Origin of the sequence: Bradyrhizobium sp. ISRA464, from assembly GCF_029910095.1 — a bacterium.
Classification (GTDB): Bacteria; Pseudomonadota; Alphaproteobacteria; order Rhizobiales; family Xanthobacteraceae; genus Bradyrhizobium.
On record NZ_CP094526.1, the window covers coordinates 2,484,745 to 2,497,196 of the forward strand.

General features: G+C 64.4%; 10 protein-coding genes and 1 pseudogene. 5 read left to right on the plus strand and 6 right to left on the minus strand.

Translation table 11 applies throughout. The annotated features are described in order from the left end of the window. Positions 1-59: 59 nt before the first annotated feature. The 3 genes from MTX19_RS11640 to MTX19_RS11650 all read left to right on the plus strand — a co-directional run bounded on the left by MTX19_RS11640 (position 60) and on the right by MTX19_RS11650 (position 4,086). A complete protein-coding gene (locus MTX19_RS11640) occupies positions 60-1,361 on the plus strand; it encodes an FAD-binding oxidoreductase (protein WP_280984765.1) in 1,302 nt (433 codons plus the stop codon). Between the two features lie 188 nt (positions 1,362-1,549). After that, complete coding sequence (locus MTX19_RS11645) at positions 1,550-2,737, plus strand: 6-phosphofructokinase (RefSeq protein WP_280985971.1); 1,188 nt, start codon at positions 1,550-1,552, stop codon at positions 2,735-2,737. Between the two features lie 203 nt (positions 2,738-2,940). Further along, a complete protein-coding gene (locus MTX19_RS11650; RefSeq protein ID WP_280983713.1) occupies positions 2,941-4,086 on the plus strand; it encodes a fructose 1,6-bisphosphatase in 1,146 nt (381 codons plus the stop codon). A 27-nt stretch (positions 4,087-4,113) separates the two neighbouring features. Here MTX19_RS11650 and MTX19_RS11655 read toward each other — a convergent pair whose 3' ends face one another. The 5 genes from MTX19_RS11655 to MTX19_RS11675 form a co-directional block, all read right to left on the minus strand. After that, positions 4,114-5,739, minus strand: a complete 1,626-nt coding sequence (locus tag MTX19_RS11655; RefSeq protein ID WP_280983714.1) for an ABC transporter ATP-binding protein — start codon at positions 5,737-5,739, stop codon at positions 4,114-4,116. Next, positions 5,736-6,566, minus strand: a complete 831-nt coding sequence (locus tag MTX19_RS11660; RefSeq protein WP_280983715.1) for an ABC transporter permease — start codon at positions 6,564-6,566, stop codon at positions 5,736-5,738. The genes MTX19_RS11655 and MTX19_RS11660 overlap by 4 nt, the downstream gene beginning before the upstream one ends. Before the next feature lie 2 nt (positions 6,567-6,568). Then, complete coding sequence (locus MTX19_RS11665; RefSeq protein WP_280983716.1) at positions 6,569-7,546, minus strand: ABC transporter permease; 978 nt, start codon at positions 7,544-7,546, stop codon at positions 6,569-6,571. A 306-nt stretch (positions 7,547-7,852) separates the two neighbouring features. After that, complete coding sequence (locus MTX19_RS11670) at positions 7,853-9,466, minus strand: ABC transporter substrate-binding protein (protein ID WP_280985972.1); 1,614 nt, start codon at positions 9,464-9,466, stop codon at positions 7,853-7,855. Between the two features lie 28 nt (positions 9,467-9,494). Continuing rightward, on the minus strand, positions 9,495-9,668 hold the full coding sequence (locus tag MTX19_RS11675) for a hypothetical protein (RefSeq protein WP_280983717.1): 174 nt from the start codon (positions 9,666-9,668) through the stop codon (positions 9,495-9,497). Between the two features lie 233 nt (positions 9,669-9,901). Here MTX19_RS11675 and MTX19_RS11680 point away from each other — a divergent pair, with 233 nt between their 5' ends. Next, on the plus strand, positions 9,902-10,201 hold the full coding sequence (locus tag MTX19_RS11680) for an HU family DNA-binding protein (RefSeq protein ID WP_280976603.1): 300 nt from the start codon (positions 9,902-9,904) through the stop codon (positions 10,199-10,201). Positions 10,202-10,370: 169 nt separating this feature from the next. Here the strand turns inward: MTX19_RS11680 and MTX19_RS11685 are convergent, their stop codons facing one another. Continuing rightward, a complete protein-coding gene (locus MTX19_RS11685; protein WP_280983718.1) occupies positions 10,371-11,150 on the minus strand; it encodes an SDR family oxidoreductase in 780 nt (259 codons plus the stop codon). 382 nt (positions 11,151-11,532) lie between these two features. Between MTX19_RS11685 and MTX19_RS11690 the strand changes: the two are divergent. Next, positions 11,533-12,377 (plus strand): annotated as a pseudogene (locus MTX19_RS11690) (CmcJ/NvfI family oxidoreductase). The last annotated feature ends 75 nt before the right edge of the window (positions 12,378-12,452 follow it).

Below are 12,452 nucleotides of genomic sequence, written 5' to 3' on the forward strand. Positions count from 1 at the left end.
GCTGGAATGAAGGAATAAAGCTAACCAGAACGATCGGGCGCCCGCAAGAAAGGATCATGATGAGCAGCAATGCCGTGCGTTGGCCCAACTCGCTTTGGGCCGCGGTGACACCGTCCGGTCCTGATTGTCCCGAACTGACCGGTGCGCAACAGGCCGATGTGGTGATTATCGGCGGTGGCTTCACCGGCCTCTCGACGGCACTGCACTTGCGCGAGGCCAATATCGATGTTGCGATCGTCGAGGCCGCCGAGCCGGGCTGGGGCGCCTCGGGCCGCAACAACGGCCAGGTGATTCCGACGCTGTCGCGGCCGGATCCCGAGGACATTGTCGCCAGGCATGGTGCGGCCGGCGAGCGCTTCGTCGCGATGCTGCGCGACAGCGCCGCCACGCTGTTCGACATCGTCAGGCGCTACAATATCGAGGCCGAGCACGAGCAGGCCGGCTGGGTGCAGCCGGTGCATTCGCCGGGCCGCATCAAGATCGCGGAGCGGCGGGTGCGGCAATGGTCGAAATTCGGTGCGCCGGTCGAATTGCTGTCGCGCGACCACGTCCGGGACATGCTCGGGTCGGATGCGTGGTATGGCGGGTTCTGGAACAGGACCGGCGGCCACATCAATCCGCTGGCGCTGGCGCGGGGCCTGGCGCGCACCGTGCTCGGTCTCGGCGCGCGCATCTACGCCCGTTCGCCGGCGACAAGTTTCGAGCGACGCGGCGACCGATGGGTGGTGAAGACGGAAAGAGGCGAAATCTCCGGCCGCGCTCTGGTGGTCGCGACCAACGCCTATAGCGGCGAGTTTTCGACATCGCTGGTGCCGCAGATCGCCCATGAGGTGATGCCGGTGCTGTCCTGGCAGATGGCGACCCAGCCGCTGTCGGACAATGTCCGCAAGACCATTATCCCTGGCCGGCTTGCGATGTCGGACACCCATGGCGAGCTCTATTTCGCGCGCTACGACGCCCGCAACCGCCTCGTCACCGGCGGCGCGGTGATCGGTCCGGGCGACAAGGCCGCGCGGCTGAAGGCGCGGGTGACGGAGCGGCTGCAGAGGCTGTGGCCGCAGATCGGCGACGTTTCGTTCGACTACGTCTGGAACGGTTATGTCGGCATGACCTCCGACTTCCTGCCGCGCATCCACCGGCTTGGGCCCAATGCCTTTGGCTGGACCGGCTGCAACGGCCGCGCCGTTGCGCTGACCATGCCGCTCGGCCGGGAGCTGGCGAAGGCGGTGCAGGGCGTGCCCGACGGCGAGCTCGCGCTGCCCTTCACCGAGCCGGTGACGATCCCGGCGCACGGCCTGATGCGCAAGCTCGCGCCGCTGATGCTCTTGGTCTATCGCCGCCGCGACGCGCGGGAGATGTGATGTAGAGAATGGAGGGCCGGCCGCCCGAGTTGGAGACTGGTCAGACAACGTCGCGCTCCGAAGAATGGAGGCCAATCAGGTGCGGCCGAGCGCTGCGTTCACGAGGATTCCGCCGCTGGTGGACAGTCTCATGGAAACCACGACGTGACGCAGGCGTTATTGCCACATACAGATCCTGGGAGGAGGGCATGGCGAGGAAGCGCATTGGTATTCTCACGGGCGGCGGCGACGTCCCCGGCCTCAACGCAGTGATCAAGAGCGTGACTTATCGCGGCAGTGAGGACGACATCGAGGTCGTCGGTCTCCGCCGTGGTTGGGAAGCCCTTACCCACCTGAACCTCGACGACCCCGCGAGCAAGTCCCACTACGTGATCCCGCTGAACCGCGAAAACACGCGCGTCATCGACCGGCGCGGCGGCACCGTGCTGCACTCGAGCCGCACCAATCCCTCTAAAATGAAGAAGTTGCCTGATCATCTCGCGGGCGAGGGCTTTCCGGTTTCCCAGAGCACCAAGGGGGGTATCGCGACCAGGACGTGGGACCTCACCGGCCAGGTGCTGGCAAACCTCACGGGGCTCGGCATCGAACATCTGATCGCCATCGGCGGAGATGATACGCTCAGCTATGCGGACAAGCTCAATGGACTCGGCGTCAAGATCATTGCCATTCCCAAGACGATGGATAACGACGTCCGCAACACCGAATACTGCATCGGTTTCTCGACCGCGATCACGCGAGCGAGCGATGCCATCCAGCGGCAACGCACCACCGTTGGCTCGCACGAGCGAATTGGCATTTTCCGCATCTTTGGTCGCGATGCCGGATTTACGGCGCTCTATACCGCATACGCGACCTCGATCCGATGCGCCATACCGGAGTACAAGGTCAGTCTCGACAAACTGATCCAGCTTCTCCTCGAGGACAAGCACGCCAATCCGAGCAACTACGCGCTGATCGTGCTCAGTGAGGGCGCCGAGTGGGAGGACTACAAGGTGCAGGAATACGGCGAGCCTGACGCCTACGGTCACCGCAGGAAGGCGAGCGTAGCTGAAGCGTTCGCCGACGAGATCAAGCGGCGCACCGGTGAGGAGACCATCGTCTCTGACCTCACCTACGACCTGCGATCGGGCGATCCGGACTTCATCGACAAGCTTGTGGCGCTGACGTTTGGCAACATGGCCTACGATGCCATCCTGGAAGGCAAGTCCGGCCTGATGTCGGCGCTGGTCGAGGGCCGCTACGACCTCGTCCCCATCCCCGACGCCAAGCTCGGACCGCGCAAACTGGATGTGGCCAGCTCGTACAATAAGGAACGCTACCGTCCTCTCTATTCCAACAAGCGGGGGTTGCCGATCTTTCTCACCCGCGCGTCATAGCGCGGGAGGTGGTAACCCCATCGAGCATGACTGATTATTCCAAATGCGTCGTTGGCGCGTATCGACACGGATTCCAGACGGGCCATAATCCAGAGTGGAACTTATCGTAACAGTATAGGTTCTTTCTCGAATAAGCAGCGCCGTCGCCCCCGGCGCAGCGAGCGCCGAGGCGAAGGCGCTGAGCTGTGGTCGGAGGGATGCTCATGAGACTCACCATTTCGGTCATCAAGGCTGACATTGGCTCCGTTGGGGGTCATACGAAGCCATCTGCACGCATGATGGCGGCTGTCGAGGGGGAGGTCGCAAATGCGATCGACAACGGTCTCTTGATCGACAGTTTCGTTCGCCATACCGGCGACGACATTGCGATCATCATGACGCACACGCGGGGCGAAGGGAGCTCCGAAGTCCATCAATTCGCCTGGAAGACGTTTCTCGCGGCCACTGCGGTTGCGAAGACCTCCGGGCTCTACGGCGCCGGCCAGGATCTTCTCGTCGACGCCCCTTCCGGAAACGTGCGCGGCGCCGGCCCGGCCGTCGCCGAACTCAGCTTCGACCACAGCCTCTCGGGCGCAAGACCTGCAGAGTCCTTCATGGTGTTCGCTGCCGACAAATGCGGTCCCGGCGCCTACAACCTGCCGCTCTATCTGGCCTTTGCCGATCCCATGTATTGCGCGGGGCTGATGCTGCCCCCGATGATCAAGGGGTTCCGTTTCCATATCATCGACATGGACAACACGGCCGGCGACAGTGTGATCGAACTCGACGCGCCCGCGGACGGCTACCACATTGCCGCGCTGCTTCGCGACAACGAACGCTTCGGCATCGATCGCATCGTCTCGAAAACCTATGGCGAGGTCGCCGTGGCCGTTTCAGCGCAGCGCCTTCACGCGATCGCGGGCAAGTATACCGGCAAGGATGATCCGGTCGCGATCGTCAGGAACCAGGGGATTTTCGCGGCGCCTGAAGAAATCATCTCGCCGTTCGCCAAGGCGCACTTCGTGGGTGGCGATGCGCGCGGCTCGCATGTGATGCCGCTCATGCCTGTGCCTCTCAACACGCCGGTGACGGGGATGTACTGCCTGCCGATCGTTTCCTGCGTCGGCTTTTCGATCGACAGGGAAGGGAAGTTTTCGGAGTCCTATACCGACTTCTTTGACAACCTTGCGTGGGACGAGGTCCGCCAGCGCGCCCAGCGCAAGGCAATCGAGATGCGCAGCCAGGGCTGGTCTGGTGCCGCCATGCTGCCGTATTCCGAGCTGGAGTATGGTGGCTTCCGCGACACGGTGTCCGGCTTGCTGAAGCGTTTCCGGCTGCGCGAAGAGCGTAAGCCACAAGCGGCCGAGTAGGGAGCGCTGCGGACCGCGGGTGTCTGGCTACACGGCCGCCGTGTCGTGCTCGCGAGCGAACGCGCCGCCTGGGATCGCTGATAGCAGCGCCTGCGCGTAGGGGGTCTGCGGATTGCCGAACACCTCGGCGGTCGGCCCTTGCTCGACCACGGCACCATCCTTCATCACGGCAACGAGATCGCAGATCTGCGCGGCGACGCGCAGGTCGTGCGTGATGAAGATGATGGAAAGCCCGAGCTGCTGGCGCAGCGAGGTGAGCAGCTTCAGGACCTGCGCCTGCACCGAGACGTCGAGCGCCGACACTGGCTCGTCGGCGACCAGTACATCCGGTTTTAGCGCGAGCGCGCGCGCCAGCCCGATGCGCTGACGCTGGCCGCCGGAGAATTCGTGCGGAAAGCGGTCGCCGGCGGACGGGTCGAGGCCGACCAGTTCGAAAAGCTTTCTCGCCTCCGCAATCGCCATGGCCGGATCCGCACCATGCACGATCGGTCCCTGCGCCACCAGCTCGGCCGCCTTGCGGCGCGGGTTGAGCGAGGCGAAGGGATCCTGAAACACCATCTGGATGTGGCGGGTCTCGCGGCGGACCTCGTCGCGCCTGAGCTTCGCCCAATCCTTGCCGTCGAGCAGGATCGATCCGGCGTCGGGATCGATCAGCCGCACGATGCAGCGGGCCAGCGTCGATTTGCCCGAGCCGGATTCGCCGACGATGCCGAGCGTCGCACCGCGCGGCAAATGCAGCGAGACGTTCTTCACTGCCTCGGTGACCCGCGCACCGCGGCCGAGGAAGCCGCCGGTGCGGTAGGTCTTGGAGACGCGGTCGATGGTCAGGACGTCCCTGCCCGAGAGGATGCGCGGCGGCGGCGCCTTGAGCGGCGGCACCGCGGCGATCAGCTGCCTGGTATAGGCGTGCTGCGGATTGTTCAGCGCCTCGTCGGCTGTGCCCTGTTCGACGATCGCGCCGTGCTGCATCACCACCACGCGATCGGCGATCTCGGCGACCACGCCGAAATCATGGGTGATGAACAGCACCGCGGTCTTCTTGCGCTGCTGCAGGTCGCGGATCAGCTTCAGGATCTGCGCCTGCGTGGTGACATCGAGCGCCGTGGTCGGCTCGTCTGCGATCAGGAGCTTCGGGTCGAGCGCCAGCGCCATCGCGATCATCGCGCGCTGGCGCTGGCCGCCCGAGAGCTCGTGCGGATAGGCCCTCGCTGCAGCCTTCGGATCGGCAATGCGGACGTCGTCGAGCAGCGCCAGCACCCGCGCGTTGATCTCGGCCTTCGACAGGCGGGAGTGGATCGAGAACATCTCGCCGATCTGGTCGCCGATGGTGCGCAGCGGATTGAGCGCCGTCATCGGCTCCTGGAAGATCATCGCGATCCCGGCGCCGCGCACGTCGCGCATCTCGGCGGGACTTGCGGCGCAGAGGTCGCGGCCGTCGAACATCATCCGGCCCTGCTCGATCGTCACCTCGTTCGGCAGCAGCCGCATGATGGCGTTGGCCATCATCGACTTGCCGGAGCCGGATTCTCCGACCACGCAGAGGATCTCGTTCGAGGCGACCGACAGCGAGACATCGGCGAGCGCGTGCGGCCGATCGGCGCCCTTCGGCAGGCGCACCGTCAGCCCGTCGAGCGAAAGAACAATGTCACTCATCGGCTCTTCAGCCTCGGATTGAGCGCGTCGTTGAGGCCCTGGCCGACCAGCGAGACCGCAAGCACGGTGACGAGGATCGCGATGCCGGGGATCGCCGAGACGTACCACTGCACCCGCAGCACGTCGCGGCCGAGCCCGATCAGGTTGCCCCAGGAGGCGACGTTGGGGTCGGACAGCCTCAGGAAGGCGAGCGCGCTTTCCAGCAGGATCGCGACCGCCATCACCACGCTGGCATAGACGATCACGGGCGGCAGCGCGTTGGGCAGGATTTCGCCGAGGATGAGCTGAATATCCCGCATGCCGAGCGTCCTGCCGGCCTGCACGAATTCGCGATTGCGCAGCGACAGGAACTCGGCGCGGGTCAGCCGCGCCGGCGCCGGCCACGAGACCACGCCGACCGCGATCGTCACCGTCGTCAGCGTCGAGCCGAACACGGCGACCAGCACCAGGAGCAGCACGAAATTCGGCAAGGTCTGGAACGCTTCGGTGATCCGCATCAGCACATTGTCGACCCAGCCGCCGTAGTAACCCGCGAAGGCGCCGACCAGGATGCCGATCAGGATCGCGATCACGGTGGCGACGCCGCCGATCAAGAGCGAAATCCGCGCGCCGTAGAAGATCTGCGCGGCGATGTCGCGTCCGGAATTGTCGGTGCCGAGCAGGAAGCGCGGGTTGGAGAACGGCCAGATCAGCGGCCGCCCCGCGAGCGCCAGCGGATCGCGCGGATAGAGCCAGCCCGCGCTGATCGCCATCGCGATGATCAGCAGGAGCAGGATCAGGCCGACGACGGCGGCGGGGCTGCGGAAGTAGCGTTTCACGGCGTCCATCGCTAGCCCTCCGCCGCGATGCGCGGATCGAGCCGCGCGTAGAGCAGGTCGACGACGAAGTTCACGACGATGACGAGTAGGGCGGAGACGAACACGATGCCGAGCAGGGTGTTGAGGTCGCGCTGCACCACCGACTCATAGGCGAGGCGCCCGAGCCCGGGCAGCGAAAACACGCTTTCCACGACGACCGAGCCGCCGAGCATGGTGCCGGCCTGCAGCCCGATCAGCGTCACCATCGGCAGCAGCGCGTTGCGCAGCACGTGGCGGGTGATGACATGGGTCTCGTCCAGCCCCTTGGCGCGCGCGGTGCGGACGAAGTCGAGGTTCAGCACCTCCAGCATCGAGGCGCGCATGATGCGCAGATACACCGCGAGGAAGATCAGCCCGAGCGTCAGCGTCGGCAGCACGAGATGAGCGGCGATGTCGAGCAGGTGCCAGATCCCGGTCTGCACGGTGCCGATGTCCTCGAAACCGCCCGGTGGCAGCCATTGCAGGTAGACCGAGAACACCACGATCGCCATCAGGCCGAACCAGAAGGAGGGCGTGGCGTAGAAGATCAGGCCGAGCGTCGAGATCAGCGTATCAGGCCAGCGATTGACGCCGCGCGCGGCGATCACGCCGAACACCAGGCCGAAGAAGAACGCGAACGACAGCGACGCGGTCATCAAAAGGATGGTCGGCGGCAGCCGCTCCAGGATCACGGTCGCCACCGGCTTGCCGTAAATCGAGGAGAAGCCGAGATCGAGCCGCACCAGCCGCCACAGATACTGTGCAAGCTGCACCGGGACCGAGACGTCAAGCCCGTAGAACTTGCGCAGCGCCTCCGCGGTCGCGGCGTCGCCGCCGCCCATCTGCGCCATCAGCGCGTCGACGGTGTCGCCCGGCGCGAGCTGCAGCAGCAGGAACACGCCGATCAGGATCAGGACAAGGGTCGGTATCGAGGCGGCGAGCCGCCGCCCCGCAAGGCTCAGGATACGCATCGGTTATGTATAGCGCTTTCGAACGGAGTGGACACTGGTGCGCGTCGAGAAGTGCTGGTGCTGGCCCCATAGTCACCTCGCCCCGCTTGCGGGGAGAGGCATAGGCCGCCTCCGGCGGCCGTCAAAGAGACGCCGAAGCAAAGCTTCGGCTATGTCGCATCGCACGATGCGATCCGGGTGAGGGGGTACAGGACTATCCACGCACATCACCCGCGGAGAGAGCCCCTCACCCCAACCCTCTAAGAGCGAGCTTCGCTCGTCTCGACCCCGCAAGAGCGGGGCGAGGGAGATGCAAGGTGCGCCGCCTCATGCACTAAGCCAAAGATCGTGCCAGCTCGTCGAACCCCAGCGCGGCGTGTTGGAGTGGTTGCGCGCTTTCGCCGTGATGACGGTGACGAAGATCTGCTCGATCGGCATCCAGACCGGCAGTTCCGTGTTCACCTCCTTGACGAACTCGGCATAGAGCGCCTTGCGCTTGACCGGATCGAGCTCGGTCAGGGCGTTGTCGATGGTGGTGTCGACGGTCTTGTCCTCCCAGCCCCACTGGTTGGTCCACGGCGCGCCCTTGGGCTGCCCCGAGCGGTACCAGACCGTGGTCGAGACCGCGGGGTCGTTGCGGTACTGGTGCCAGCCGGTGGCGAGATCGAAGGCGTGGTCGTCATAGACCTGCTTGAGGAAGCCGGCGCCGTCATTGCGCACGATGTCGACCTGGATGCCGACCTCGGAGAGCGACTGTTGAACGAAGGTCGACCACAGCGAGATGTCCTCGCCCCACGGCGCCGGCAGCAGCTTCAGCGAGAAGCGATTGCCGCCGGTCGCCTTGAAGCCGGCCTCGTCGAGCAGCGCGACCGCCTTGGCCTTGTCGTAGGGGTATTGCGGCGTGTTGGGGCCGGGATAGAAGTCGGTCGAGGTCGAGGGGATCGGCCCGGTACCGAGCTTGGCGAAGTCGCCGAGGAAGTTCTCGATGAAGAACGGCACGTTGATCGCATGCGCGATGGCGCGGCGGACGCGGATGTCGGACAGTTCCTTGCGGCGGAAGTTGAACTCGATGGTGTTGGTGCGTGCGTTGCCCTCATTGCCCTTGGTCGTGACGATGAAGCGCTTGTCCTTGCCGAGCCGCGCCATGTCGGAGATCGTCAGCCCGGAGAACGGGCTGTACTGCAGCTCGCCGGCCTCCATCTGCGCGGCTGCGGCAGCGCGGTCGGTGATCACCTTCCAGACGATGCGGTCGAGATAGGGGGCGTTGGGGCGCCAGTAGTCCGGATTGCGGTCGGCGATGACATATTGACCGCGCTCATATTTGACAAACTTGAACGGACCGGTACCGACCGGCGCCAGATTGACCGGGTTCTGCCTGATGTCGCCGCTCTCATAGAGATGCTTGGCGGAGACATAGCCGAGGTCGGGCAGCGCCCGCAGCAGCAGGTTCAGCGGCATCGGCCGCTCGTAGCGGAAGATCGCGGTCTGCGGATCGGGTGTATCGACCGCTGTGAGGAAGAGCTGCAGCGTCGATCCGTAATTGAGGATCTTCTTCCACATGTTCATGGCGGTGAATTGGACATCGGCCGAGGTGAATGGCTTGCCGTCGTGCCAGGTGACGCCCTTGCGCAGCTTGAAGGTGATGGTCTTGCCGTCCGGCGTGGCCTCCCAGCTCTCGGCGAGCACGCCGACCGGCTGGCCGTTGGCGTCGAGGTCGACCAGATTCTCCTGGATCTTGCCGCCGATGATGTAGACGCCGGTCGAAGCCTGGATGCTCGGGTTGAGCTGGCGCTGCTCGGCGCCGTAATGGACGTTGAACACGCCCCCCTTGCGCGGGGTCTCCTGCGCAAAGGCCCGCATCGGATTGATGACATTGGCCGCGATGGCGGCCGAGGTCAAAAGGGCGGTGCGGCGGTTGATCTCGAGGCGGGTCAAGTCCATACGCGGGTCTCCAAGGCTTACATAAAGGCTACGTCGGATCGCCTGCCATCTGATCACGGCGGGCCTTCGCCGATGTTACGATGGAAAGGGAACGCGAGTCATTTTCTAAAGCCTCGGCCTTTTGGAGGATCATTTCCAAAAACCTGAAGTCGCGCGCCACGGCGTTCCGCAACTCGCATTTGCCCTGCGTCATGCCGCGCATTGACGGCGCGAAGCGTGCGCAGTGATTCTCTCAGGAGCCGGTTTTGCGCGTGCCGGGATGCGCGCAAACCCTGTTTTTTCAGGGGTCTGAAGCGCCTTGACTTGGAAAAACCCCGAAAAAATCGCTGATTCGGGGGCTGTCCACAGCGATATTGCTGTGGGGAGTGCAGAAAACCCTGTCTTTTTCGGCATTTTCCGCCATATCGTGCCCACTCCAGAATCAATGGAGCAACCATGGCTACCCAATTGTCGAAGTCGCAAGTGATCGAAAAGATCGCGACCACCACCGAACTCTCCAAGCGCGATGTCAAGAACGTGTTGGACACGCTCGTCGATGTCGGCCACAAGGAGCTGAAGAAGAACGGGGTGTTCCTCGTTCCCGGCTTCGCGAAGTTCGTCGTGGTCAAGAAGCCTGCGACCAAGGCGCGCAAGGGCACCAACCCCTTCACGGGCGAAGAGATGATGTTCAAGGCCAAGCCGGCCCGGAAGATCGTCCGCGCACGGCCGGTCAAGGCCGCCAAGGACGCGGTTTAAGAATAGAAGGCCTCCGGTGACGGAGGCCTTTTGCTTTTGAGCCGTAGCTTCTGCCGTAGGTTGCCTGCCCGCGAGAGCGTTTTCGAGCGAAGCGGACGCCGGTTCGCGTGGAGAAAACGCGCCAAAGCAGACCTGGAGCGCCGGTCCTGATTGAATCGGGATCGGCGCCCTAGACCACCGGCGATCGACCGCCGTCGACATTGATGGCGGTGCCGGTGATGTAGGAGCCCTGCTCGGAAGCGAGGAAGCAGGCGAGGTTGGCGAACTCCTCCGCTGTGCCGATGCGGCCGAGCGGCGTGCCCTTGGCAAGGCCCTTCGCGAACTCCTCGAAATCCGTGTTCGGCGCTTGCGCCGCGTGGCGCTTGACCCACTGATCGCTCATGATCAGGCCGACCAGCAGCGCATTCACCAGGATATTGTGCTCGCCGCCTTCATTGGCCATGACCTTGGTCAGCGCCATGCCAGCGGCGCGCGACACCGAGGTCGGCGCGGAGTGGCCCGCCGGCGCCTTGGCAAAGGTGTTGAGCACGTTGATGATGCGGCCCCATTTGCGCTGCTTCATCCCCGGCCAGACCAGCCGGCTGAAGCGGATCGCGGCGAACAGCTTCAGGTCGAGATCTTCCTGCCAGGCCTCGTCGCTGATGCTCTCGAAGGCCATGGTGCGCGCCGTCCCGGCGTTGTTGACGAGCACGTCGATCCCGCCGAGATCTGCGACGATCCGGTCGTGGGCTTTAGCAATGTCGGCGGCCTTCGAGACGTCGCAGACGTAATCGCGTACCGCGAGCCCGTCCTTGGCCAGCATCTCGCGCGCGGTTGCGAGATCGGCCGCGCCGCGGGCGAGGATCGCCACCTTGGCGCCCGATTCCGCAAACCGGCGCGCCACCGCGATCCCGATGCCCTTGCTGCCGCCGGTCACGACGGCGACGCGGTCCTTCATTGATAGGTTCATTGTTGTTCTCCTTGTTGTCTCCGTGGGCATGATCCCGGACAGCACCGTATCAAGCCGAAACCAGCGCCAACAAGGTCTCACGGGCCGGATGAACCGTGACGATCAGCGCAAGGCAAGGGGAGGTGAAGGTGAGCCGCGGGTTCAGGTTCTCGCTCGTGGGGTGAAGTGAAGCCGCGTACAAAGCGCTTCTAGGCGACGTGCCGCTAAGCTAACGAAACCGTGATCCCAGGAATATCCGTTCGTCCGGTGTCAGGCGCCGACAAGGATTTTCCCTATGCCTCACAGTTCGGAATAGCAACGTTGCTATTTTCGCCGCGGCCTTGCCGGTCCTCCTCGCGCCGCCAAAATCAAAAAGACGAACAATAGAGTTCGGGAGATCACCATGGGCCTTCAACAAACTCAGATCGAGTCGCTGCCGTTCGTTACCGCTGAGCTCAACTATCTCGCGCCGACGCCGGGCAAGCCCCGGACCTACGCCTACGATCCGCCGCCCGGCGAACCCAAATCCACCGCGCTGCCTGAACCCCACAACGTCCCGATCTTCGACGGACGCCTGATCGCCAACAGTTTCTCGCTCGACCGCGAAGGATTTGCGCTGGTCAAGCATCCGACCGTCGTCAAGAACTTCTACGACGACAACGAGGTCCGCAACGTCTACTACCCCGCCGTCGAGGCCTTCCTGAAGCGACGCTGAAGGCGGACCGTGTCCTCATCTTCGATCACACCGTGCGCAAGCGCGTCGAGGGCGCAGCCGATGTCCGCGGCGCCGGACCCCGTCAGCCTGCGACCCGCGTCCACGTCGACCAGACCGCCGTGTCCGGCCGCAACCGCGTGTTCGAACACCTGCCCAACGAGGCCGAAGAGCTGGTGAAGGGCCGCGTGCAGGTGATCAATCTGTGGCGTCCGATCCGCGGACCGTTGCGCGATTCACCGCTCGCGATGGCTGACGGCACGACGGTTGCGCCCGAGGATCTCGTCGCCTCCGACCTGATCTATCCGAACCGCAGCGGCGAAACTTACTCGGTCAAGTACAATCCGAACCACCGCTGGTTCTACATCCCCGAGATGACGCCGGACGAGGCGATCCTGCTCAAATGCTACGACTCGGCAACCGACGGCCGCACCCGCTTTGGGCCGCACACCGCGTTCATCGATCCGACCACGCCGGCCGACGCGCCGCTGCGCGAGAGCATCGAGCTGAGGACGTTGGTGTTCCACAAGCAGTAACCAGGTGGAAGGTGCACTCCCTCTCCCGCTTGCGGGGGAGGGCTGGGGTGGGGATCTCACCGCGAGTGACAATCC